The sequence below is a fragment of the Chryseobacterium sp. SC28 genome, from assembly GCF_003932955.1.
Classification (GTDB): Bacteria; Bacteroidota; Bacteroidia; order Flavobacteriales; family Weeksellaceae; genus Epilithonimonas.
This window is the reverse complement of the sequence record NZ_QOVY01000005.1, coordinates 123977-147637: the sequence shown is the minus strand read 5'-3', so window position 1 is coordinate 147637 and position 23661 is coordinate 123977. Positions and strand designations below refer to the sequence as shown.

General features: G+C 41.0%; 20 protein-coding genes and 3 tRNA genes. 15 read left to right on the top strand and 8 right to left on the bottom strand.

All coding sequences use genetic code 11. The features are described 5' to 3' along the window. Window positions 1-118: 118 nt before the first annotated feature. Entirely contained in the window at window positions 119-2905 is a 2787-nt protein-coding gene (gene uvrA, locus DTW91_RS05055) for an excinuclease ABC subunit UvrA (protein WP_125202302.1), read from the bottom strand. Window positions 2906-3066: 161 nt separating this feature from the next. Between uvrA and prmA the strand changes: the two genes are divergently transcribed. Continuing rightward, complete coding sequence (prmA, locus tag DTW91_RS05050) at window positions 3067-3894, top strand: 50S ribosomal protein L11 methyltransferase (RefSeq protein WP_125202301.1); 828 nt, start codon at window positions 3067-3069, stop codon at window positions 3892-3894. Between the two features lie 40 nt (window positions 3895-3934). Here prmA and DTW91_RS05045 read toward each other — a convergent pair whose 3' ends face one another. Next, complete coding sequence (locus DTW91_RS05045; protein ID WP_125202300.1) at window positions 3935-4942, bottom strand: N-acetylmuramoyl-L-alanine amidase; 1008 nt, start codon at window positions 4940-4942, stop codon at window positions 3935-3937. A gap of 134 nt (window positions 4943-5076) precedes the next feature. On the opposite strand from DTW91_RS05045, the gene DTW91_RS05040 reads away from it, so the two are divergent. The 5 genes from DTW91_RS05040 (at window position 5077) to DTW91_RS05020 (ending at window position 8254) form a co-directional block, all read left to right on the top strand. Then, window positions 5077-5163: transfer RNA gene (locus DTW91_RS05040), tRNA-Ser, on the top strand. A gap of 19 nt (window positions 5164-5182) precedes the next feature. Then, a tRNA-Pro gene (locus tag DTW91_RS05035) sits at window positions 5183-5257 on the top strand. 45 nt (window positions 5258-5302) lie between these two features. After that, window positions 5303-5376 (top strand) — tRNA-Arg (locus tag DTW91_RS05030). A 186-nt stretch (window positions 5377-5562) separates the two neighbouring features. Further along, window positions 5563-6210, top strand: coding sequence for a monofunctional biosynthetic peptidoglycan transglycosylase (mtgA, locus tag DTW91_RS05025; protein WP_125202299.1), 648 nt, complete (start codon window positions 5563-5565; stop codon window positions 6208-6210). A gap of 16 nt (window positions 6211-6226) precedes the next feature. Beyond that, window positions 6227-8254: a recombinase gene (locus tag DTW91_RS05020; protein WP_125202298.1), complete on the top strand. Its 2028-nt coding sequence runs from the start codon at window positions 6227-6229 to the stop codon at window positions 8252-8254. Here DTW91_RS05020 and DTW91_RS05015 read toward each other — a convergent pair. Further along, window positions 8232-8528: a hypothetical protein gene (locus DTW91_RS05015; RefSeq protein ID WP_125202297.1), complete on the bottom strand. Its 297-nt coding sequence runs from the start codon at window positions 8526-8528 to the stop codon at window positions 8232-8234. The two genes, DTW91_RS05020 and DTW91_RS05015, sit on opposite strands and share 23 nt — an antisense overlap. A 153-nt stretch (window positions 8529-8681) precedes the next feature. Between DTW91_RS05015 and ychF the strand changes: the two genes are divergently transcribed. The 5 genes from ychF (at window position 8682) to DTW91_RS04990 (ending at window position 15677) form a co-directional block, all read left to right on the top strand. Next, window positions 8682-9773: a redox-regulated ATPase YchF gene (gene ychF / locus DTW91_RS05010; RefSeq protein WP_125202296.1), complete on the top strand. Its 1092-nt coding sequence runs from the start codon at window positions 8682-8684 to the stop codon at window positions 9771-9773. Window positions 9774-9998: 225 nt separating this feature from the next. Further along, window positions 9999-11876: a DNA topoisomerase IV subunit B gene (locus DTW91_RS05005; RefSeq protein WP_125202295.1), complete on the top strand. Its 1878-nt coding sequence runs from the start codon at window positions 9999-10001 to the stop codon at window positions 11874-11876. Window positions 11877-11944: 68 nt separating this feature from the next. Continuing rightward, on the top strand, window positions 11945-12379 hold the full coding sequence (locus DTW91_RS05000) for a hypothetical protein (protein WP_228412654.1): 435 nt from the start codon (window positions 11945-11947) through the stop codon (window positions 12377-12379). Continuing rightward, entirely contained in the window at window positions 12379-14955 is a 2577-nt protein-coding gene (locus tag DTW91_RS04995) for a DNA gyrase/topoisomerase IV subunit A (protein WP_125202293.1), read from the top strand. Before DTW91_RS05000 ends, DTW91_RS04995 begins: the two co-directional genes overlap by 1 nt. A gap of 80 nt (window positions 14956-15035) precedes the next feature. Next, the gene (locus DTW91_RS04990) at window positions 15036-15677 is read left to right on the top strand and encodes a rhomboid family intramembrane serine protease (protein WP_125202292.1); all 642 of its coding nucleotides are present in this window, start codon (window positions 15036-15038) and stop codon (window positions 15675-15677) included. A 95-nt stretch (window positions 15678-15772) separates the two neighbouring features. Here DTW91_RS04990 and prmC read toward each other — a convergent pair whose 3' ends face one another. The 4 genes from prmC to mscL form a co-directional block, all read right to left on the bottom strand. Beyond that, window positions 15773-16636: a peptide chain release factor N(5)-glutamine methyltransferase gene (prmC, locus tag DTW91_RS04985; RefSeq protein WP_125202291.1), complete on the bottom strand. Its 864-nt coding sequence runs from the start codon at window positions 16634-16636 to the stop codon at window positions 15773-15775. Between the two features lie 3 nt (window positions 16637-16639). Next, the gene (yaaA, locus tag DTW91_RS04980; RefSeq protein ID WP_125202290.1) at window positions 16640-17401 is read right to left on the bottom strand and encodes a peroxide stress protein YaaA; all 762 of its coding nucleotides are present in this window, start codon (window positions 17399-17401) and stop codon (window positions 16640-16642) included. Between the two features lie 91 nt (window positions 17402-17492). Next, window positions 17493-18104 carry an L-threonylcarbamoyladenylate synthase gene (locus tag DTW91_RS04975; RefSeq protein WP_125202289.1) on the bottom strand — a complete coding sequence of 204 codons (612 nt, stop codon included), beginning with the start codon at window positions 18102-18104 and terminating at the stop codon, window positions 17493-17495. A 202-nt stretch (window positions 18105-18306) separates the two neighbouring features. Further along, window positions 18307-18696 carry a large conductance mechanosensitive channel protein MscL gene (gene mscL / locus DTW91_RS04970; RefSeq protein ID WP_125202288.1) on the bottom strand — a complete coding sequence of 130 codons (390 nt, stop codon included), beginning with the start codon at window positions 18694-18696 and terminating at the stop codon, window positions 18307-18309. A gap of 123 nt (window positions 18697-18819) precedes the next feature. On the opposite strand from mscL, the gene DTW91_RS04965 reads away from it, so the two are divergent. Further along, the gene (locus DTW91_RS04965) at window positions 18820-20310 is read left to right on the top strand and encodes an NAD(P)H-hydrate dehydratase (protein WP_125202287.1); all 1491 of its coding nucleotides are present in this window, start codon (window positions 18820-18822) and stop codon (window positions 20308-20310) included. A gap of 41 nt (window positions 20311-20351) precedes the next feature. On the opposite strand, the gene DTW91_RS04960 is transcribed toward DTW91_RS04965, so the two are convergent. Further along, entirely contained in the window at window positions 20352-21356 is a 1005-nt protein-coding gene (locus DTW91_RS04960; protein ID WP_228412653.1) for a DNA topoisomerase IB, read from the bottom strand. Window positions 21357-21509: 153 nt separating this feature from the next. On the opposite strand from DTW91_RS04960, the gene DTW91_RS04955 reads away from it, so the two are divergent. From DTW91_RS04955 to DTW91_RS04945, 3 genes are all read left to right on the top strand, one after another. After that, window positions 21510-22409: a cell division protein FtsX gene (locus tag DTW91_RS04955; RefSeq protein WP_125202286.1), complete on the top strand. Its 900-nt coding sequence runs from the start codon at window positions 21510-21512 to the stop codon at window positions 22407-22409. A gap of 3 nt (window positions 22410-22412) precedes the next feature. After that, window positions 22413-22715, top strand: coding sequence for a DUF3098 domain-containing protein (locus tag DTW91_RS04950; RefSeq protein ID WP_125202285.1), 303 nt, complete (start codon window positions 22413-22415; stop codon window positions 22713-22715). Between the two features lie 90 nt (window positions 22716-22805). Next, on the top strand, window positions 22806-23624 hold the full coding sequence (locus DTW91_RS04945) for an undecaprenyl-diphosphate phosphatase (RefSeq protein WP_125202284.1): 819 nt from the start codon (window positions 22806-22808) through the stop codon (window positions 23622-23624). Window positions 23625-23661: the final 37 nt, after the last annotated feature.

Here is a 23661-nt window from a genome sequence, read left to right as displayed (position 1 = left end):
ATCTGATTTTCAGATAAATATACGAAAAATTATTTGAAAAACCAAATATAAAACCCTGAATTTCAGCAATTTAATGAAAATTATTTGAAATATTTTTTAATGCGTTTGGCCTGCATTCCTACAATTTCTCCGCAATATACTTCGCCGTAGCAGACTCTTTCACTTTCACCAGATCCTCCGGCGTTCCTGCAAAAACAACTTCTCCACCGTATTTTCCGGCATTGGGACCGATGTCGATAATGTAATCTGCCGTTTTAATAATATCCGGCTGATGCTCAATCACCACAACCGAATGTCCCAATTCTATCAAAGCCTGAAGCGATTTCAGCAACTTTTTGATATCGTGAAAATGCAGTCCTGTCGAAGGTTCGTCAAATACGAAAAGCGTCTTTTCCGTCGTGACACCTTTCACAAGGAAGGAAGCGAGCTTCACCCGCTGCGCCTCGCCACCAGAAAGGGTGGAAGAGGATTGCCCAAGTTGCAGATAACCCAAACCCACGTCCTGCAAAGGCTGTATCTTGGTGGCGATTTTTTCTTCGTGGTTTTCCGAAAAGAATTCCAAAGCTTCGTCAACGGTCATATGAAGGATGTCGGAGATGTTCTTTTCGTCGTATTTTACTTCCAAGATTTCTTTTTTGAAACGCGTGCCGTGGCAAACTTCACATTCCAATTCTATGTCTGCCATAAACTGCATCGAGACGGTGATGATGCCCTCGCCTTTACATTCTTCGCAACGTCCCCCATCCACATTGAAGGAAAAATGTTTCGGTTTCAAACCTTGAACCTTCGCCGATTTTTGTTTCGCAAAAAGATCGCGGATTTCGTCGTAAGCTTTCAAATAAGTCACCGGATTGGAACGGGACGATTTTCCGATGGGATTTTGATCAATCAGCTCAATATTTTGAATCAGTTTTTTAGGAAATTCCACAGAATCATAATCCGCTTTTTTTCCGCCCATTCCGAGTTGGATTTGAATCGCATTCGTCATCACATCCTTCATCAAAGTAGATTTTCCACTACCGGAAACGCCGGTGATTACCGCAAGACATTCCAGCGGAACATTCACGTCGATATTCTTCAAATTGTTTTCACGAGCGCCTTTTATTTCAATGAAAGATTGCGGTTTTCTGCGTTTTTTAGGAACTTCGATTTTCATCTCGCCATTCAGATATTTCGCAGTCAGCGTATCAGATTTCATCATTTCCTCATAGTTTCCGTTGAAAACCAAATCACCGCCGAGATAGCCAGCTTCCGGTCCAATATCGATGATGTGGTCCGCAGATTTCATCACATCTTCATCGTGTTCTACGACGATTACTGTATTTCCGAGGTCTCGAAGTTGTTTTAAAACGCCGATCAGATTTTCCGTGTCTCGGGAATGTAAGCCAATACTCGGCTCATCCAAAATATAAATCGAACCAACGAGCGAACTACCCAAGCTCGTTGCCAGATTGATTCTCTGGCTTTCGCCGCCGGAAAGCGTATTCGAAGTTCTGTTTAATGTCAAATATCCGAGACCTACTTTCGTCAAAAACTCCAATCGGGTTTCAATTTCGTAAGTCAGTCGTTTGGCGATTTCTCGGTCGTGCTCATTGAGTTTTAAAGTTTTGATTAAGGGCAAAAGTTCGTCCAAGGGCAATTCGATGAACGACTGAATATTATGGCCGTCAATCTTCACCCAGCTCGTTTCCTCTCTCAATCTTAATCCTTCGCAAGTCGGGCAAAGTGTTTTTCCGCGGTAGCGCGACAGCATCACACGATATTGAATTTTATACAGATTTTCCTCCAGCATTTTGAAGAAATTATCGATGCTGGGAAACATTCTCGCTTTGTCGCCTCGCCAGAGCAATTGTTTTTGTTCTTTGCTGAGTTGATGATAAGGCTTGTGGATTGGGAAATCTTTCGTTTGTTTGATGAATTCTCTTTTCCATTCGCTCATCGTTTCGCCACGCCAGCAAGCCACGGCATCTTCGTAGACCGACAGGTTTTTGTTGGGAATTACCAGGTCTTCATCAATTCCGATCACCTTTCCGTAGCCTTCGCAAGTTGGGCAAGCGCCGTAAGGATTATTAAAACTGAAATAATGAACATTCGGTTCGTTGAAAACGATGCCGTCCAATTCAAATTTGTTGGAGAATTCCCGTACTTTTTCGGTGTCTGTATTTTTCAAAGAACAGTAGCCGCGCCCTTCGTAGAAAGCCATTTGGATAGAGTCGGCCAATCTTTGGAGGAAATTTTCATCTTCCTCGTAACTGAATCTGTCGATGACCAAATTAATCGTCATATCCTTCTCCGGCACGAATCCGAAACTCTCCAAATCCTCGATCCCGGCAACATTTCCATTAATTTCCAATCTGGTAAAGCCCGAGGCTTTGAGTGTTTTCAGTTGTTCTTGGAAATTTTTATGATCAAATTCCAGCGGCGCCAGCAGTAGAAAGGTAGATTCTTTTTTAGAATTTTTGATAAAATCAATAACATCGGTTACGCTGTCTTTCTTCACTTCTTCGTCCGAAATCGGGGAGTAAGTTCTGCCCACTCGCGCAAAAAAAAGTTTCAGATAGTCATAGATTTCTGTGGAGGTTCCAACGGTCGACCGTGGATTGGACGAAATTACCTTTTGTTGGATGGCGATCGATGGTGCCAGACCTTTGATGTCGTCGATTTTTGGTTTTTCTAATTTTCCCAAAAACTGCCGTGCATAGGAACTCAAACTTTCTACATAACGCCTTTGTCCTTCGGCATAAATGGTGTCGAAAGCCAAGGAAGATTTTCCACTTCCCGAGACGCCTGTGATCACGATCAGTTTATTCTTTGGAATAAGAACATCGATGTGTTTCAGGTTGTTGAGATGGGCGTTTTTAACGAAAAGAAATTTTTTGATATCGAGGTCGGTTGTTGTAGCCATAGTAAAAATGAGACTTACAAAATTACGGAAAATTAACCGATTGTCATAATATGAATTGGGTTCCGAATCGGAATGCCAAGACGTGGCAAAGTGGATTTTTAATGTCAAATTGTGCTGCTCGAAATGCCTTCAAAAAACCTAAATTTGCAAAAAATCAAACAATGGCAGCTTACCTGGAATTCAATTTTAAAATAAAACCTCTCCAACCCTGGAACGAAATATTGATGGCAGAACTGATAGAAATCGGTTTCGACAGCTTCACAGAAGAATACGATGGCATACTTGGCTATATCCAGAAAGACCTTTTCAACGAGGACGAACTGAAAAATATTCATCTCCTTCAAAATGAAGAAATCGAGATTTATTACACCTACAAGGAAATGCCGAACATCAATTGGAACGAGGAATGGGAAAAGAATTTCTCACCCATCAATGTGGAAGATAAAGTGCTTATCAGAGCAGAATTCCACGACTCGGACCCGCATATGCACGAGATTGTGATTCAGCCAAAAATGTCTTTCGGAACCGGGCATCATCCTACGACGCACCTGATGATTCAGCAAATGCTGGATATGGATTTGGAAAATAAAAAAGTGCTTGATATGGGCTGCGGAACTTCGGTTTTGGCCATTTTCGCAAAACAGAAAGGAGCTGGAAGAACCGTAGCCATCGATATCGACGAATGGTCTGTAGAAAATTCCAAAGAAAACGCTATCCGAAACAATGTAGAATTTGACATCGAACTGGGAACTGCCGACAATCTTGGCAAAGAAAAATTTGATGTCATTTTGGCAAACATCAACAGAAATATTTTGATTTCCGACATCCCAACTTATGTTTCCGTTTTGGAAGATGGCGGAAAACTACTGCTGTCCGGACTTTGCTTCTTCGATGTGGACGATATTCTGGAAGTTTGCACAGAACAAAACCTGAAACTTGAGAAGAAGATTCAGAGAGAAGAATGGGTTTCTTTGTTGTTAAGCAAATAATATAAAACCTCGATAAGCTGATTTTCGAGGTTTCAATCTATTACTTCTGTGGATACTTCTGAATCAAAGCCTGCAAAATCGCTAACGTCTCCGCATCCATAATCCCACTATAATTCGTCGGTCTGAAGTGGAATTGGAACGCTTCAATCGTTTGTTTCGTGGCTTTGTCCCAAACGCTACTCACCGGCGTTGCATAGCCAAACTGAACCAATTGTTGCTGAACTCTGAAAACAAATTCCGGATTGTTGTATTGAAATGTTATATCGTTCGTCGTTAAGATTTGATTGAGGAAAGTCTGCTTCGCCGTTTCGTCGTACCACATCCCGATTTGATATTCGTCGTACAATCTCTTCCACGGGAAAAGTGGTCCCGGATCCTGCTTCCTCGTTGGTGCGATGTCCGAATGCCCAAGAACGTTTGTCGGCGGAATGTTGTATCGCGTTACAAGATCTTTTACCAAAGCAGCCACTTTTTTGATTTGATCTTCCGGATATGGCGCGAAAATCCGGTAGCCGGTAGAGTCCACTTTGTAGCCCGTGTTGACGATCTCTACGCCGATAGAAGTGTCATTCAGTTGCTGATCTCTTCTCCAGAAACTGATGCCGGCGTGGTAAGCCCTTTTATTCTCGTCCACCAATTGGTAGATTTCTTTATCGGGCAAGCTATTCACGAGGTAATGCGCGCTTACCGACTGCTGCGTGAGGGTGGAAATAGATTTGGCATCGTCCAGAGCCGTGTAGTGAATAATAATGTATCTCTGGCGGAAATTTTGCCCGATAGAAGGGAAGTAGGTCTTTGTTACTTTGTATCCCGCCGGATTTGCGCTCACAATCGAGCCATAGCTTACGGTATTATCATTTTTGGTAATATCCGCAATATTGACTCTGTAATATTCGCCGTCATCCTGTTTGATTTCAGGCTTTTTTACTTGTACTGCAGGCTTCGGGAGGGTGTTCCCGGCGGCTGTTTTGCGTTGCACAGTTTTTTGTTGAGATCCGCAAGAAATTATGATTAATCCTAAGGTCGTGAGATATAACGAATTACGCATTGTAGGCTTTTTTTAGGTTTGAATTATGATTCAAAAATATGAAAAAAAAAGAATAAAAACTTTTGGCGGATATAGTAAACTCTCTTATATTTGCACTCGCAATTGAGCAATAACCCATCTCTGAACTATTGCAAGGAGAGTTGCCTGAGAGGCCGAAAGGACATGTTTGCTAAACATGCGTACTGGAAACGGTACCAAGGGTTCGAATCCCTTACTCTCCGCAACTACAGAAGACTTACTCGGGGCGTAGCGTAGTCCGGTCATCGCGCCTGGTTTGGGACCAGGAGGTCGCAGGTTCGAATCCTGCCGCCCCGACTTTTTGAATATTTTCCTCCGGAAATTTTTTATTTTGCAGCCTTCGGGTGCGTAGCTCAGCTGGATAGAGCATCTGCCTTCTAAGCAGACGGTCTCAGGTTCGAATCCTGACGCGCTCACTGGACTCACAATCTGTATTGTGAGTTTTTTATTTCTATTCCATCCTAAATTCCTAAAAATATTACGAACATATTCCATAACTGAATGGAGCGACCAACGCTACATCGGGAGGTATTTAAGTGTCGACCTTCTAATAAGGTAGGATAAAATATTTTTTTGTTTTATTTTCGCTTAAAATTTGATGTATGTGGAAGTTTATCAAAAGACTGATTTTCGTTCTGGTGATTGCCAATATACTGTTCATCGTTTTGGGAATATTTTTTAATCCTCCCATCACTTGGACACAGTTGGGAAGCGTCTTTAAATACGGAAAACTTCAGCGCGACTACATTCCCTATGATGAAATGGGAAGCAATATAAAAAAAGCCGTCATTGCATCGGAAGATCAGGCATTTTTCAGTCACAATGGTTTCGATTACAAAGCCATTGAAAAAGCCATCAAGAAAAATGAAAAAAAAGGGAAAGTAGTCCGAGGCGGCAGTACCATCTCGCAGCAGACGGCGAAAAATGTTTTCCTTTGGCAAGGCAGAAGCTGGATACGCAAGGGTCTGGAGGCCATCTACACCTTTATCATTGAGCAAGTTTGGGGTAAAGAGATTATCTTGGAAAGATACCTGAACGTCATCGAAATGGGGCAGGGCGTTTTCGGGATAGAGGCTGCCGCACAGTATTATTACAACAAGCCGGCAAAGGATCTTACCAAGACTGAGGCCGCATGGATTGCTGCCGTTTTGCCAAATCCCAAAAAATATGATCCGAAAAATCCGAGTCCTTATTTGCGAAAAAAACACAGTTGGATTTTGCGACAAATGAATCATATTGTTCTGAAATGATTACTTTTGTGATAAGATGGCAATTTCATTTAAAAAAAAAGACAGTTTCAGCACCATTCTGAAGAATTATTTCGGAGAACGAAATGAGACGCTGTCTTTGCAGCCTTTATCAGAAATCATAAAAAGCCTGAAGCGGGAGGAGCTGGGCGTTTTTACGGCCTATCTCAAAGACAACGAGACGATTAGGGAAAATCTGATATTTTATATCAACAATATTTTCAAGGACAAATCATTCAACCTTTCTTTGACGGAGGCGGATATTCTCTCGGAAAATGCATTTTTTCCGGAATTGAAAAAGCGACTCCTCAACAAAGTTCTGCCGCCGATAGAAAATGAAAACACCGTATGGTATCTCGTAGATAACGTCTTGGTAACGCCCAAGAAGGATCTCGAGTATTTTCAGAATTCGCCCGAAGACAAGATGAATGAGCTTTTCCAACTGCTGAAAATCGACCATTTTATCAGTCGACCATCTGTCAAAAAAGAACTTTTGTTTTCCCTCAACATCCTCGCGTGGCGCGTTATCGGAAATGTGCTGGATGTGGACGTCATGAAAATGGCTCCGGAATACCGCAATTTTGACAATCCTTTTTTGGCACTCCAAAATGAATTGGATCTAATCAATGCCCAGTTCAATGAAGATCCGGAGTTCAAATTTTCCTCCACAGACGAGCTTTATAAGCAGACGAAGATCTATATGGATCAATGTTTGGAATTTGTGGATATTGCCTTCAGCAATTCATCCAAATATGGGATTTCCAGCAAGACCAATCAATCTTTGCTCAAGATTCGGCAGCAACTGAATAGGATGTACGACATCCTAAAATTGTTCGTCATCGATGATGAAAAAGATTATCTGATCAACTCCAAACAGTTGTTTTTCAATATTTTAAAATACAAATCTCACAAAAATAACATTCGCGAGCTGGTGTCCGATAGCACCAGACTGATGTCGCACCTTATTACCAATCACACGGCAGAGACCGGCACGCATTACATCACGTCTACCTTCAAATCCTATATGACAATGTTTTGGAAGGCTTCCGGCGGTGGCGTCGTCGTTGGTGCGCTCTGTGTTTTGAAGATGCTGTACAGTTACATCCCGACCAGCGAGTTTGCCCACGCATTTTTGTTTTCTATGAATTACGCGATGGGATTTGTGATGATCTATCTGATGAATTTCACGCTCGCAACCAAGCAGCCCGCTATGACCGCTGCTACGATGGCGAAAGTACTGTCCGAGGGCAATAGCAGAAATACCTATATCGATTTTGCCCACTTGGTTTCGCAGTTATTCCGCTCGCAGTTTATCGCTTTTGTGGGCAATGTTTTGTTGTCATTTCCTGTGGCGCTAATTATTATTTACGGTTTGGAAATTCTTTTTAAGCAAAACTTTGCCTTTGATAAGTCGAGCAAATTGCTGCACGATTTGGATCCAATTCAGTCCAAAGCTATTTTGCACGCATCAATCGCCGGTTTTTTTCTCTTTATTTCAGGCATTATTTCCGGCAATATCAGCAACAACGCGGTTTTTTTTCAGATTCCTAAAAGAATTGCGAAAAACCATTTTATCAATTCTTTTTTCGGACAGCGTTTTGCGAAGCAACTTTCCATCTATTATTCTCGGAATTGGGCCGGGATTGTTTCCAATTTTTGGTTTGGCGTTTTTCTCGGTGCCACTGCGCCCATTGGGCTCTTCTTGGGTCTGGATCTCGACATTCGTCACATTACCTTTGCAGCGGGCAATTTTGCTTTAGGTCTTTATGGTAAAGATTTTGTCATCACCTCATACACGTTTTGGATTTGTTTCGCAACGGTTTTCATCATTGGATTTTTCAATTTTATAGTAAGTTTCGGATTGTCGATGCTGCTGGCATTCCGCTCCAGAAAAGTGGAAGCCAGCGAGGCAGGAGAGATTTTCAGAGAGATTTTCAGGTACTTTATCAAAAATCCGTTTCGTTTTTTTATTCCACTGAGATCAAGATTGGACGAGAGAAGCAAACAAATGATCGAGGAAATTACTACAAAATCAGCAGATCATTAATCAGAGATTCGTCTTTCAAAACCTCGCGGAATTTCTTAAGGAAAAAAGTCTTTCTCAGCCGGAAGTCATTCTTCAGCATTGCAGATTTTATTCGGATAATGAGAACTTGTTCTTTCAAATTCACGCTCACGATTTCTGCAAAAAGTTCTTCCGAAAGATAATCTTCCAAAAAATCCTTGATTTCAAAAGCCTTCAACTTGTCTTCGAAACCATAGCTTTTGGCAAAAGCATTGACCAATTCCGAAGAGAGATATTCGCGTTTTTTTCTGCTCATTTTGATTCGATTCCAAGCCTTAATTAAGACTGTAAAAGTAGAAAATTCAAATTCAAAAATCAGTATCTTTGCACGCTAAAAGTTGAAAGTTTAAAAGCGAAAGTTTTTGTGGTGCGCCTTAAGCCGAAACTTTAATCCAAAATCCTGTAATTTATGAAATGTGGAATCGTGGGTCTTCCCAATGTTGGAAAATCAACCCTTTTTAATTGTCTCAGCAATGCCAAAGCGCAATCTGCCAACTATCCGTTTTGTACCATAGAACCGAATTTGGGTACGGTTTCGGTGCCGGATCCGCGACTTTTTGAATTGGAAAAAATCGTCAATCCGGAGCGCGTTTTGCCCGCCGTGGTAGAGATTGTGGACATCGCCGGATTGGTAAAAGGAGCGAGCAAAGGCGAAGGCCTTGGCAATCAGTTTTTGGCAAATATCCGAGAGTGCGAAGCGATCATTCACGTTTTGAGATGTTTTGAAAATGGCAATATCATCCACGTGGAAGGGTCTGTAGATCCCATCAGAGATAAGGAAATTATTGATATAGAACTTCAATTAAAAGATCTTGAAACACTCGGAAAAGCAGTCGATAAAGCTAAAAAATTCATTAAATCCGGAAAAAAAGAAGATATCCAGGCATACGAAACTTTGCTCAATCTGCAAAAATTTGTCGAAGGTGGCAAAAACGTAAGAGAGTTTCCCGCGGATGATTTTGCAAAATCGGTCATTAGAGACATTCAGTTACTTACGAACAAACCGGTCTTGTATGTCTGCAACGTGGACGAAAATTCTATCAAAAACGGAAATCCGTGGATTGCCAAGATTGAGGAAATGGCCAAAAATGAAAATGCCGAAGTGGTAGTTTTGGCGGCACAAATCGAAGCTGATATCAATGAACTGGAGACTTTTGAAGAAAGACAAATGTTCCTGGAAGAATTGGGCTTGGAAGAGCCGGGCGTGAACAGATTGATCCGGAAAGCTTATGATCTTTTAAAATTGCAGACGTATTTTACAGCCGGCGTGAAGGAAGTGAGAGCCTGGACTATTGGAAAAGGCTGGACGGCGCCGCAAGCAGCCGGCGTGATCCATTCAGATTTCGAGAAAGGATTTATCCGTGCAGAAGTTATTAAATACGATGATTATATTAATTACGGCTCCGAAGCAAAAGTAAAAGAAGCCGGGAAATTATCTGTAGAAGGAAAAGAATATATTGTCCAAGATGGTGATATTATGCATTTTAGATTTAATGTTTAAAGGAATTACAACTTTAATTACATTAAAGATAAAAGCACTTTGCAAGTGATTTACATTAAAAATAAACGCACTTTGTAAGCGATATCATCGTTGGAGTTTTGTATTGAACTGCATTAAATAGTTATCAACATTGGTCAAAATTAATTCTCAAAACTTTCAAATTAAAATTCATTTCGCTATTTTTGTGAGTTACTGATTTTAAAAGAAAGCCAATCCAAATTTTATATGAGCGAAATAAATCCTGTAAACTATTCCGAAGACAATATCCGAACCCTCGACTGGCAGGAACATATCAGGCTGCGTCCCGGGATGTATATCGGCAAACTGGGCGACGGTTCTTCGGCAGATGATGGGATTTATATTCTTCTCAAAGAAATCATCGACAACTCCGTGGACGAGTTTGTGATGAAGGCCGGAAAACGCATTGAAATCAAAGTAGATGAAGGCAAAGTCACCGTTCGCGATTTCGGGCGCGGAATCCCGCTTGGGAAGGTCATCGACGCCGTTTCCAAAATGAATACCGGTGGGAAATATGACAGCAAAGCCTTCAAAAAATCAGTCGGGCTAAACGGTGTCGGTACCAAAGCCGTCAACGCCCTGTCCGCATTTTTCCGCGTGAAGTCGGTAAGAGAAAACCGAATGAAAATGGCAGAATTCTCGAAGGGAATCCTGACAACCGATTATCCCGAAGCCGACTCCACCGAAAGGAACGGAACGGAAATTACCTTCGTCCCCGATGAGGAAATTTTTATCAATTTCAAATTCCGAAAAGAATATGTGGAACGGATGCTGCGGAATTATGCGTACTTGAATCCCGGATTGACTATTCTTTTCAACGGCGAAAAATTCTACTCAGAAAACGGATTGAAGGATCTTCTGGAAGAGGAATTGGAAGGCGATATCCTCTATCCCATCATCCATTTGAAAGAAGAAGACATCGAAGTGGCCATCACCCATTCGGATAAATCTCAGACAGAAACCTATTTCTCGTTTGTAAACGGCCAGAATACTACCCAAGGCGGAACGCATTTGAACGCGTTTCGGGAGGCTTTTGTAAAAACAATTAGAGAATTTTACAATAAAAACTTTGAAGCAGCCGATATTCGCAAATCCATTATCGCGGCAGTTTCCATCAAAGTCATCGAGCCGGTTTTTGAGTCTCAAACCAAAACCAAATTGGGCTCCAACGAAATCGAACCCGGCGGAACTACGGTGCGAACCTTCATCATCGATTCGCTAAAAAACAAATTGGACAATTATCTGCACAGAAATCCCGAAACGGCCGAAGCCATTCTGAGAAAAATTATGGTCTCGGAGCGCGAAAGAAAAGAACTCTCCGGAATACAAAAACTCGCGAGAGAAAGAGCCAAAAAAGTGTCGCTCCACAACAAAAAACTCCGAGATTGTCGCAATCATTATAACGATCAAAAGGCGACCAGAAAGGCAGAAACGATGATCTTCATTACGGAAGGCGATTCGGCTTCGGGATCTATCACCAAATCGCGAGATGTAGAAACGCAGGCCGTCTTTTCCTTGAAGGGAAAACCGCTCAATTGTTTTGGACTGACCAAGAAAGTGGTTTATGAAAACGAAGAATTCAACCTGCTGCAAGCGGCGCTCAATATCGAAGAAAGTTTGGAAGATTTGCGCTATAATCACGTCATTATTGCCACAGATGCCGACGTCGATGGGATGCACATCCGGCTGCTGATGATCACATTTTTCCTTCAGTTCTTCCCAGATTTAATCAAAAATGGACATTTGTATATTCTTCAAACCCCGCTTTTTCGTGTTAGGAATAAAAAAGAAACCCGATATTGCTATTCTGATGCAGAACGTTTGAAAGCATTGGACGAATTGGGAAAGAATCCCGAGATCACCCGCTTCAAAGGGCTTGGAGAGATTTCGCCGGACGAGTTCAAACATTTTATCGGGAAAGATATCAGATTGGAGCCCGTTGTACTCGGCAAGGATCAAACGATTGCGCAGATTTTGGAATTTTATATGGGTAAAAATACTTCGGACAGACAAATGTTCATTTTGGACAATCTGGTGGTAGAAGATAATGATATCGATAAAAAAGAAAACCTTGAAACAGTCTGACAATGCGGTTGAGCAATAGAAATCGGATGCCGGTTTACAATTTTTTATATTCACTTTGTAGCATTTTTTTGATATTAGGAATAATAGCCTTTGTGCTGGAAATCAATACGTTTGATGTTTTGGGAAATAAATCTTGGATCTTGCTGTTGATTCCGGTTCTGCTGCTTCTTTTATTGTATTTCCTAGGAAGACCTATATTTGAATACGATAGCGACGGCGAAGCACTGAACTTCCGAAACAATCATATTTTGCTTGTGTTCTCAAAAAAAAATATAAAGGATGAATTTCCGAAATATAAACTGATCAAGTTTAATATCATCAATGCATTGATTTTCAAGAGATTGTATGTTTATATTTCCAGCAAAAAAACACACATCTCGATACTTAAATATGATATCTCTTTTCTAAGCAGGAAACAGATAAATGATCTTAAGTTCTCTCTCAACAAAGTAGTGAAAAATAATCAGGAAAATAAGCAAGAAGATAATACTGCAAAAGATTAATGGAAGAAAGCACACATCACGAGGAAAGCCTGAAAAAAGTTTCCGGTCTGTACAAAGATTGGTTCTTAGATTATGCTTCATACGTCATTTTGGATCGTGCGATTCCTTCTATTTTTGATGGTTTCAAGCCGGTCCAGCGCAGGATTATGCATTCGATGCGCGAGCTGGAAGATGGGCGCTACAACAAAGTTGCCAACATTGTTGGGAACACGATGAAGTACCATCCGCACGGCGATGCTTCCATTACCGATGCAATGGTGCAGCTGGGCCAAAAGGAGTTGTTGATCGATACGCAGGGAAATTGGGGCAATATTTTCACTGGCGATTCTGCAGCAGCAGCAAGATACATCGAGGCGCGGTTGACGCCCTTTGCCCTGGAGGTCGTCTTCAATCCGAAAACGACGCACTGGACCAAATCCTACGACGGCCGGAACAACGAGCCGGTAGATCTTCCTGTGAAATTCCCGTTGCTGCTTGCTCAAGGCGTAGAAGGCATTGGCGTAGGTCTTTCGACCAAAATAATGCCTCACAATTTCAACGAATTGATTACCGCTTCAATCCTTTATCTGAAAGGGAAAAAATTTGAACTTTTCCCGGATTTTTTAACGCAAGGATTGCTGGATGTCACCCACTACAACGATGGAAAACGAGGCGGCCGAATCCGCGCCAGAGCCAGAATTATCCAAAAAGACCGGCACACACTCTGCATCACGGAGTTGCCTTTTTCCAAAAACACCGGCGACCTGATCGATAGTATTATCAAGGCTAATGAACGGGGAAAAATTAAAATCAAAAAAATTGAAGACAACACCTCCGACGTCGTCGAGATCAATATTCATCTTCATCCCGATGTTTCGCCGGACAAAACGATCGACGCGCTTTACGCTTTTACGGATTGCGAAGTCCCGATTTCTCCAAATGCCTGCGTGATCGTTGGAGACAAACCAATGTTTCTTTCGGTTTCAGATATTCTAAAACACAATACCGACCACACCGTTGCGTTGCTGAAAAGAGAGTTGGAAATCGAACTTCACGAGTTGCAGGAAAATTGGCATTTCTCTTCTTTGGAAAGAATTTTCATCGAGAATCGTATTTACCACGACATCGAGGAGGTCAAATCTTGGGAAGATGTGATTTCTACCATCGATGAAGGTCTCAAACCGCATACACAAAACCTCTTGCGGGCGGTGACAGAAGATGATATCGTGCGACTCACCGAAATCCGAATCAAAAGAATTTCACGATTTGACCTCGATAAATTCAAGGAAAATATCTTGGCCTTAGAAGGAAAAATCGAACAAGTAAAATATCATTTGGAAAATCTAATACCTTATGCCATAGATTATTATACCAATATTCAGAAAAAATACGGAAAAGGAAAAGAACGAAGAACCGAACTGAGAATCTTTGATACCATAGATGCCTCGAAAGTGGCTGTGGCAAACGAAAAACTATATGTCAATCGTGAGGAAGGCTTTATAGGTACTTCGCTCAAAAAAGACGAATACCTCTTCGATTGTTCGGATATAGACGACATCATCACCTTCCAAAAAGACGGAACGATGAAGGTCGTAAAAGTGGAAGGCAAAACCTTTATCGGGAAGAATATCATACACGTAGGAATTTGGAAAAAGAACGATCAACGCACGGTTTACAACTGCATTTATCGCGAAGGCAGAGAAGGGCCCTATTATATGAAGCGTTTTTCCGTCACGGGCGTTACCAGAAATACAGAGTACAAACTCGCCTCCGACAAAAAAGGATCGGAGATGCTTTATTTCTCGGCCAATCCCAATGGTGAGGCAGAGGTAGTTTCCGTTTTGCTGAAACCCAATGCCAGAGTCAGAAAAAATAAAATCGACATCGATTTTTCTACAATTGCCATCAAAGGTCGCGATTCCAAAGGCAATCTCGTTACCAAATATCCCGTCAAAAAAGTAGAACTGAAGGAAGAAGGAATCTCGACCTTGGCTCCGAGAAAAATATGGTTCGACGATTCGGTGCGCCGGTTGAATGCCGACGGCAGAGGGACTTTGCTCGGCAGCTTCAAAGGTGATGATAAGATATTGACAATCAATTCGCAAGGCGAAGCCAAACTGGTTACTTTTGATCTGATGAACCGTTTTGACGACGATTATCTGCTCCTCGAAAAGTGGAAGCCGGAGCAGCCCATCACGTGCATCTATTTCGATGGCGATAAGGGTAAATATTTCGTCAAACGCTTTCTTCTGGAGAATACGACAAGCGTGCAGTCTTTTTTCAACAACGATAATCCAAAGTCGTTTTTGGAATTTGTAACGTCCGAAAGTGGAGCGGTCGCAGAATTGATTTTCCCCAAAATCAACGACAAGCAAAAAGATCCGGAAACTGTAGATTTAGACGAATTTATTACCGTCAAAGGAATAAAAGCTATTGGAAATCAATTGACTAAGGATAAAGTTAAAAGCATTAATATTACGATCCCGGAACCAACGGAAATCATCGAAGAAGAAGCTGCAACCGACGAAATGCCAGACGAAGATTTGGATGATGACGGCGGAACTATCGGAAGCCTTTTCGATGATGAAATGACTTAAAATTGAATATAAAACAAACGCCCGCAAGGGAAATTTTAACAAAATAAAGGGACGAAAAATCCTTTTTAAAAATAAAATATATGAACATCATATTGCTCGCTATTATCGTAATCACCTGTATCACAAGCTATATAGGATTCCAAAAACCCGAAGTGTTTGAGAAGTACAAGTTCGAAGTGGGCGCCATCCAAAGACGTAAAGAGTACATCCGACTATTGTCTGCTGGTTTTCTTCACGCCGATTTTATGCATTTGTTTTTCAATATGTTGACGCTTTATTTCTTTGCGCCCATCGCCTTATACGGCTTTCATGTTTACGGTTTTCTCATCATTTATTTTGGCTCGATGATTTTGGGCAACGTATTTTGCCTCTATCATTATCGCAACGTTCCGTCTTACTCTGCCATTGGTGCGAGTGGCGGCGTTTCGGGTGTGTTGTTTGCGGCCGTTGCGTTGGCGCCTAAAGAGTTGGAAATCAATTTTTTACCGGGTTATCTTTTTGGTGCGTTGTATTTTGGATATTCTGTTTATATGATGCTGAATCCCAAGCAATGGGACAATCTGGGTCACGCTGCGCATCTTGGAGGCGCATTTTTTGGGCTCGTTTACGCCATTATTATTTATCCGGAATTAGCGATGCAGAACGCGCTTTACATCGGGATTATGGCTTTGCCGCTGATTTATTTGGCTTATCAGATTTTCGTAAACAAGAAAATCGGCTAAGTTTTTAGATCTGATTTTTTGGAGCGGTAGTTTCAAACAAAACCGTTGTTGCGAATTTTAATAGGCTACGAATTTAGGGTGAGAATTTTTCAAGATTATTTTCGGCCGAAAATCATACGATCATTTCCAGAAATATCTTTCAAAAGATGAACTTTTGAAAAGCTGTCCTGAAATAATTCCAAAGTTTGTTGTCCCAATTTCTGATTGATTTCCAGAAACAAAAATCCATTTTTTGCCAGATGATTTTTGCAATCTTCGGCAATTTGTCTGTAGAAAATCAAAGCGTCCGAAGTGGGAGAGAAGAGCGCGAGATGGGGTTCAAAACCTTTCACAGCATCTTCAATTTCTGGGTTTTCTTCAGCTCCGATGTACGGCGGATTGCTGATGATGACGTCATAAACTTCATTGGTCTGAGCACTATCGAAGATTTCATTCAGATAATCTTTTTGGATAAAGTTGATTTCGGTTTTATGAAAATCTGAATTTTTGCGTGCGATTTTCAATGCTTCCTCAGAAATGTCAAGTGCCGTAACCGCCGCTTCGGGAAAATATTTTTTCAAAACAATCGGAATAATGCCGCTTCCGGTTCCAATATCAAGGATTTTGATTTCTTTCTTCGTTGTCCGTTCTTTTATCTTATTTATAGCTAATTCCAGCAATTCTTCAGTTTCCGGGCGTGGAATCAAAACGTGCTCGTTGACAAAGAATTTCAAACCAAAAAATTTGGTTTCGCCCAGAATCTGCTGGAATGGTTTTCCTGTTTTAAGTTCAGAAATGGCTTCTGAAAAACGATTAGAATTACTTTCGGACAGATTATTTTCCAAATGATTTCGCAATTCAATTTTATTCAAATTCAAAAAATAGTCGCAAAAAATCGAGAACAATTCCTGAATTTCCGATTTGGAATATAAGCCGGAAAGTTCTTCTTGAAATTGAATCTTGATTTCGGAAAGCTTCATAAATTATCTTGTAAAAACCAAATTACTTTCGGTAGAAAGCGACTCATCCAACAAATAATTTTCAGAATTGAATGCCTTCAATTCGTCCAAAGTTTGAACATTATTTTTGGCGCAAAAACGGAGCAGCATTCCTCTGGCGTGCTTGGTGTACACCACGATGGTCTTCAGTTTTCCATCAGATTGTATTTGCTTGAAGTCGAAATCGATTATTTTTCCTTTCAGTTTTTTGCGGTCAATCACTTTTGCATATTCCGCACTGGCAAGATTGATGAGCAATTCATCTTTTGCAAGTTCCGAATTTAATTGTTGTGTCACTTTTTCGCTCCAGAATTGATACAGATTTTTGTAATCGCCAAATCGGAAAGGTCTTCCCATTTCCAGCCGGTAAAGCATCACTTTGTCCGATGGTTTTAGCAATCCGTACAAACCCGACAAGATTCGGTAATTTTTTTGAAGATAATCAACCGCTGGTTTATTCAAAGTTTTCGCGTCCAAGCCTCGATAAACTTCGCCTGTGAAGGCAAACATCGCCGGCGCAGAATTTTTAGCAGTCGGTTTTGAGCTCCATTTCTGGTTTCGTTCCCAGTTCTCGTCTGCCAGTTTAGAAGAAATTTGCATCAGTTCTGCAAGATATTTTGGCGATTTTTCTTTTAAATAGGATTGTATGAATTCAGAATCCTTGATGAATTTTGGCGTCGTACCTTTCAGCAGTTCTGTCGAATTTTCTATGTTCATCAATTTGGCTGGAGAAGTAATGAATTTCATTTGGTTATTAGTTGATCGTTGTTTGTGGTAAGTCTGAAACTCGCGTAGATTTTAGTTAATATCTTGATTTTTTTGCTTGTATCTTGTTTCTTTACAAAACTCCTTTTCCTTGTCGGATGATTTCAGGTTCGCCGGAGGTAAGATCTACGATGGTGGAGGCTACATTGTCTCCATAGCCGGAATCGATTACCAGATCGACCAATTTATCATATTTCTCGGCAATCAGTTCCGGATCGGTAGAATATTCCAATATTTCGTCATCGGAACTAGTGGTGGTCGAGACAATCGGGTGTCCCAGCTTCTTGACGATCAACTGCGGAATCAAATGATCCGGCACGCGGATTCCGACGGTTTTATGACCCTTGTAAGCGGTTGGTAAGTTGCGGTTGGCTTCCAAAATAAAGGTAAACGGTCCCGGCAAATGGGTTTTTAGAAATCGGAAAGTGGAAGTTTCGATGGGTTTGGTAAATTCGGAAAGATGGCTGAGATCGTTGCAAATAATGGAAAACTGATGCTGATCGAGTTTGATTCCTTTGATCTGGGCAAGCCTTTCCATCGCTTTGTGATTATAGATGTCACAGCCAATGGTGTAGATCGTATCCGATGGGTAGATGATCACGCCGCCATTTTCCAAGACTTTAACAGCTTCGTCTATGAGGTTTTCCTGCGGATTTTGCGGATGTATTTTGAGAATTTTGGCCATAATCAAAGGTACAAAATATTTAAAAATTTTTCGTTTAAAGCCATATACTTATTACTGCGATGAAGAACCACATTTAGGAATCGTGCGCATTTTGTACAAGCATTTGGAGAGCGATTAGTGGAATAAATCTTCAAAACAAAATCCGCCACTCTTATTGCTTAGGAGACGGATTTTTGGTTTTTATTAAAATAAAAAAAAACAGTTAGGATTTTTTCTTCAGTTCATCGCGGATTTCCATCAGTAAGGCGTCGGTAGATGAGGGTTGTGCGGGCATCGTTTCTTTTTTTTCCTCGTTTCTTTTCAGGATGTTTATTCCCTTGATCAATAGGAACAATGCAAATGCGACAATTACAAAAGAGATGGCGGCCGCTAAAAAATTCCCATATTTTATGGCCGTTCCGGGCACAACCAGCTGAGATAAGTTTTCGGCATTCACAGCTTTCAGCGCAGGATCCAAAATCGCCGGGGTGATGATATCTTCAACCAGGGAGGTCACAATCTTTCCGAAAGCGCCTCCAATAATGACGCCTACTGCCAGATCAATCACATTACCTCTAACAGCAAAATCTTTAAATTCTTTAAAAAAACCCATAAGTCATAATTATTTAAAGGTGTTGTAACACAAAAATATAATTTTTTTCGATAATTCACATTACATTTGGCAAATGCCCCCGATTTTATTATTTAAATTTGAATAAATTTTTTTAGGTTTAATATGAAAATTCTGACTGCGGAGCAAATCAAGGCCTGCGATGCTGCCACCATCGCAAAAGGAATTTCTTCGGGAAACCTGATGGAGAAGGCCGCGAGAGCTTGCGTAGACTGGATCAAAATGAATTGTCAGTCGAAGCAGAAGTTCTCGATTTTCTGCGGCAACGGAAACAACGGCGGAGATGGATTTGCAATTGCCCGAATGCTCTATGAAAAAGGATTGGATACGGAAGTGTTTATCGATAAAAGCAACAAACAATTTTCGCCCGATGCCCATATTAATTTCAAAAAAATAAAACAACTCAGCGGAATCAGCATCAGGGATTTTTCCGATTTTTCTCCCGACAGCCACGAAAACGTGGTTCTCATCGATGCTATTTTCGGCTATGGTCTCAATAGGGAATTATCCGGATCGGTTAAAAAAGTGGTCGAAAAGATGAATCAACCGGCCGCGACGAAGATCTCCATTGATATCCCATCGGGGCTTTTTGCCGACCGATTGATTGACGAAAAATCCACAGTCTTCGAAGCAGATTTTACATTGACGTTTCAGTTTTACAAACGAAGTTTTCTGCATCCCGAAAGTGGCAAGTTTTGTGGAAAAATTATCGTTTTGGATATCGATTTGGATGCCGATTTTATTGCAAAAGCCGAAACCGGCTATTTCGTTATCGACGAAGATTTGATCCGAGATATTTACAAGCCTCGCGACGACTTCGCCAATAAGGGAACCTACGGAAAAAGTATTTTGGTCGGGGGCAGTTACGGCAAAATAGGAGCCATTTTGATGTCGAGTTGGGCCGCTCTGAGAACAGGAAGCGGTTTGACTTTCGTGATTGCTCCTGAATGTGGCAATTTCATTCTTCAATCTCAGATTCCCGAAGCGATGTTCATCAATTCCGGTGAAAAATATCTGGAAAAAATTGAAATTATAGATAAAGCCACGTACGGAATCGGGCCGGGCTTTGGCAAAGAGAAACACTCGCAGAAAGCCTTAGTGGATTTTCTCAAAAATCACGATCGCCCCATTCTTCTGGATGCGGACGCTCTAAATATTATTGCAGAAAATAATAAAAGCAAACTGATTCCCAAACATTCCATCATCACGCCGCATCCGTTGGAGTTTGAGAGACTTTTCGGTAGCACAGAAAACTCTTTCGAAAGATTGGAATTGGCTAAGCAGAAAGCAGAAGAGTTGCAGATTTTTATCGTTCTCAAAGATCATCACACCGCCATAATTACGCCGGACGGCCGGGTTTTTTACAACATTACAGGCAACTCCGGAATGGCCAAAGGAGGCAGCGGCGATGCGCTCACGGGAATTATCACGTCATTGATTTCTCAAAAATATGCCATCGAAGAAGCCTGTATTTTCGGAGTGTGGCTTCACGGGAAAGCCGGCGATCTCGCTGCAGAATCTTTCTCCAAAGAAGCAATGTTGCCCACTGATCTGATCCAAAAAATTGGAGAAGTTTTCAAATATTTGTCCGGTTAATTAGCCGGAAAGCGAGTGCAAATACGGGATAACTGTGCATCTTAGGCGCGCGACGCTTCATTTTTCAACTTTGATTTCAGCATATACAAGACACCCACTTCCGTTTCCGACAGATTCTCATTTTTCTTCAGTAATTTTTTTATTTCTTTTTGAAAATAATGGATGGTTTGCCCATTTTTATAATGCTCAAAAATCCTTGGATCTATGTACGAATCTCTTGCTACAGAAGGCGTATTGCCTAACTTTTCCGAAACGCCCACGATCGCATTTCTAATTCTCTTTTTAAGTTCGCTCTGTTGTTTTTTTTCGCAGACTCCCAGTTCATCCAAGATCCCCGCCGCAATCATAGTTCCGGCCCAAGTTCTGAAATCTTTTGCAGAGAACTCCTCGCCCATTATTTCGCGGATGTAATTATTCAAATCCTGGCTTTCGACGGTTATTAAATTACCATCTTTATCAAAATATTTAAACAATCTATAGCCGGGCAACTCCGCAATTTCTGAAATGACTTTGGATATTTTGGCGTCGATAATATGTTTTTCCTGAAATTTTCCCGATTTTCCTTTATACGAAAAGACCAGTTCGTCGCCGTCAATAGTCAGGTGCTTTTTTCGGATGGTGGTCAATCCGTAGCTTTGGTTTTGCTGCGTATACTTCGGACTTCCGGGTCGAAAATAGGCCGAATCCAAAAGCCGAACCATCGTGGCGAGTACCTTTTCGCGCGTCATTTTTTTCTTCCGAAGATGCTGACCGGTCACCCGCCGCATATGTTCCAGATTCTCAGCAAAATGCAAGATTCTATCAAACTTGTCCGCATCTTTTTTAGACCGGTATTTGGGATTATAAATATATTGTTTTCGCCCTTTTTGATCTCGACCCACCGCTAATATTTTTGCCCGTTTGTTGGTTGTAATCTCAACATCGGTCCACGCCGGTGGGATGGCCAGCGATTTGATATAAGTAAGGATTTCTTTATCTTTTGTTCGCTCCTCATTGCGGTCGAAATACGAAAAGTTTTTGCCGGAGCGCCGCCGTGTCAGCATCATAATTTTTGATTCTTGATGGGTTTCATAAACAATTAAAATGCCGATTTCAGGGTTTTGCCGAAATAAATGTTAAAGGCCGCTTTATGATTTTATTAACAGAGAGAACGACCGCTTATTAAGCGAAAATTTATATTTTAGCAGAAATTTTTATGGATGCCAAAGACAGTTGATGATTTCAATAAGAGCAGACTTAGATCCAGCAACATTACGGTGGTGATCAGTATTTCGCTCGTTTTGTTTCTTGTAGGTTTATTTGGATTAATATTAATCAATGCACAGAAATATTCCGACTATATCAAAGAACAGTTGGTGGTTGAAGTTTATTTTGACGAATATCTCGATCCCCGCGATTCTGCCAAAACACTGAAGTTGCAGCAGGAAACTTTCGAAAAAATAAAGCAACAGAATTACGTAAAACAAGCCCGATATATCTCTAAACAGGAAGCGACCGAGATCGCGAAAAAGCAGTTGGGGATAGATGCTGATGCGCTTTTCGAAGAGGACATTTTTCCTGCCTCTGTAGAAGTGACCTTGAAGCCGGAGTATGTAGATCCTGCAAAAATCGACGGCGTGGTGAACCAACTCAAGGCACTCGAGGGCGTGAAAGATGTGGCCAACGATAATAAATTGACCATCGATGTTTACAATAATCTCAACCGCATCTTGACTTGGATATTGGCATTTTCCCTTTTGTTTTTAATTGTGGCCATTGTCTTGATTAATAATTCGATTCGGCTCAAAATATTCTCCAAACGGTTCATTATCAAGACGATGCAGTTGGTGGGAGCAAAAAGAAGATTTATCCTCAAGCCATTTATAAAAGAAGCTTTGGTTCTTGGCTTGATTGGTTCTTTGATTGGACTTTTGGCTCTGGGCGGTCTTTGGTACTATTTTACAAGTCAGATCGGAACACCTTTCGTGCAGGATACCAACCAATATTTTTTTCTCGTTCTTATCATATTATTCATCGGGATTTTCATTACCGTTGCAAGTACTATCTTTGCAACTTGGAGATTCCTGCGAAGCAACGTAGATGATCTATATTACTCATAAATAATGGCAAAGAAAACAATCAAATCTGCCGCCAACCAATACGGCAAACCGTCTGAAAGTATTGAGAAAAAGTCGTTCTATTTCGGCAGCAAGAATTTCCGATGGATGATGATCGGTTTAGGGCTTATTTTCCTGGGATTCATTCTGATGATGGGGTCCGATGCAAACACAAGACCCGACGGAACTTTCGATCCCAATTATTGGAACGAAGATATCTTCTCTTTCCGAAGAATCCGCTTAGCACCTGTGTTGGTGATCGCAGGATTTGTAATCCAGATTTTTGCAATCCTGAAACGAAATAAATAATTTTTGACCTTAAAGATTGAACCATTAAAAGATTTGAATAGTCATTTGAATCTTTTAATTTTTTGGTCTTTTAATTTTTTAATCATTCAAATGGATTTAATCGAAGCAATCATTGTTGCCATTGTCGAGGGACTTACCGAATATCTGCCGATTTCTTCGACAGCTCATATGGGTTTTGCAGCCAGTTTGATGGGCTTGGAGGAAACCGAATTCTTCAAAATGTTTCAGGTCTCAATCCAGTTTGGCGCCATACTTTCTGTGGTGGTGGCTTATCACAAAAAGTTCTTTGATTTTACCAACTTGCAGTTTTATTACAAATTAGCATTTGCAGTTTTACCGGCTTTGGTCATTGGTTTTTTCCTCGATGATGCTATCGAATCTGTTTTAGGAAATCAAATTGCAATCTCATCTGTTTTAGTCTTAGGCGGTGTAGTCTTAATCTTTGCAGACAGCTGGTTCAAAAATCCTGTAATTCAAGACGAGAAGGAAATCACTGTCAAAAAAGCCGTCCTCATCGGGTTCTGGCAATGTTTGGCGATGATGCCGGGAACGAGTAGAAGTGCGGCTTCTATCATCGGCGGGATGACGCAGGGATTATCGCGAAAAGCAGCCGCTGAATTCTCGTTTTTTCTTGCGGTTCCTACGATGTTGGCGGTTACGCTTTATTCCGTTTTTGCAAAAACTTGGGGCAAAGAAACGGCAAGTCCAATGAAAGGTTACGAGATGATCTTGCAATCTCAGGATCATATTTTGATTTTCGTAGTTGGCAATATTGTCGCATTTATTGTCGCTTGGATTGCGATCAAATCGTTTATCAGTTTATTAAATAAATATGGTTTCAAGCCTTGGGGCTGGTACAGAATTGTAGTTGGGATAGCATTGTTGGTTTATTTTTATTGGTTTAAATAAATAATCCAAAATTAGCTAATCTTATGATTATTAATAC

Coding starts and splice junctions, on each gene's coding strand:
- uvrA (WP_125202302.1), bottom strand. CDS start 2,905: ATGGCTACAACAACCGACCTCGATATCAAAAAATTTCTTTTCGTTAAA.
- prmA (WP_125202301.1), top strand. CDS start 3,067: ATGGCAGCTTACCTGGAATTCAATTTTAAAATAAAACCTCTCCAACCC.
- DTW91_RS05045 (WP_125202300.1), bottom strand. CDS start 4,942: ATGCGTAATTCGTTATATCTCACGACCTTAGGATTAATCATAATTTCT.
- mtgA (WP_125202299.1), top strand. CDS start 5,563: ATGTGGAAGTTTATCAAAAGACTGATTTTCGTTCTGGTGATTGCCAAT.
- DTW91_RS05020 (WP_125202298.1), top strand. CDS start 6,227: ATGGCAATTTCATTTAAAAAAAAAGACAGTTTCAGCACCATTCTGAAG.
- DTW91_RS05015 (WP_125202297.1), bottom strand. CDS start 8,528: ATGAGCAGAAAAAAACGCGAATATCTCTCTTCGGAATTGGTCAATGCT.
- ychF (WP_125202296.1), top strand. CDS start 8,682: ATGAAATGTGGAATCGTGGGTCTTCCCAATGTTGGAAAATCAACCCTT.
- DTW91_RS05005 (WP_125202295.1), top strand. CDS start 9,999: ATGAGCGAAATAAATCCTGTAAACTATTCCGAAGACAATATCCGAACC.
- DTW91_RS04995 (WP_125202293.1), top strand. CDS start 12,379: ATGGAAGAAAGCACACATCACGAGGAAAGCCTGAAAAAAGTTTCCGGT.
- DTW91_RS04990 (WP_125202292.1), top strand. CDS start 15,036: ATGAACATCATATTGCTCGCTATTATCGTAATCACCTGTATCACAAGC.
- prmC (WP_125202291.1), bottom strand. CDS start 16,636: ATGAAGCTTTCCGAAATCAAGATTCAATTTCAAGAAGAACTTTCCGGC.
- yaaA (WP_125202290.1), bottom strand. CDS start 17,401: ATGAAATTCATTACTTCTCCAGCCAAATTGATGAACATAGAAAATTCG.
- DTW91_RS04975 (WP_125202289.1), bottom strand. CDS start 18,104: ATGGCCAAAATTCTCAAAATACATCCGCAAAATCCGCAGGAAAACCTC.
- mscL (WP_125202288.1), bottom strand. CDS start 18,696: ATGGGTTTTTTTAAAGAATTTAAAGATTTTGCTGTTAGAGGTAATGTG.
- DTW91_RS04965 (WP_125202287.1), top strand. CDS start 18,820: ATGAAAATTCTGACTGCGGAGCAAATCAAGGCCTGCGATGCTGCCACC.
- DTW91_RS04960 (WP_228412653.1), bottom strand. CDS start 21,356: ATGATGCTGACACGGCGGCGCTCCGGCAAAAACTTTTCGTATTTCGAC.
- DTW91_RS04955 (WP_125202286.1), top strand. CDS start 21,510: ATGCCAAAGACAGTTGATGATTTCAATAAGAGCAGACTTAGATCCAGC.
- DTW91_RS04950 (WP_125202285.1), top strand. CDS start 22,413: ATGGCAAAGAAAACAATCAAATCTGCCGCCAACCAATACGGCAAACCG.
- DTW91_RS04945 (WP_125202284.1), top strand. CDS start 22,806: ATGGATTTAATCGAAGCAATCATTGTTGCCATTGTCGAGGGACTTACC.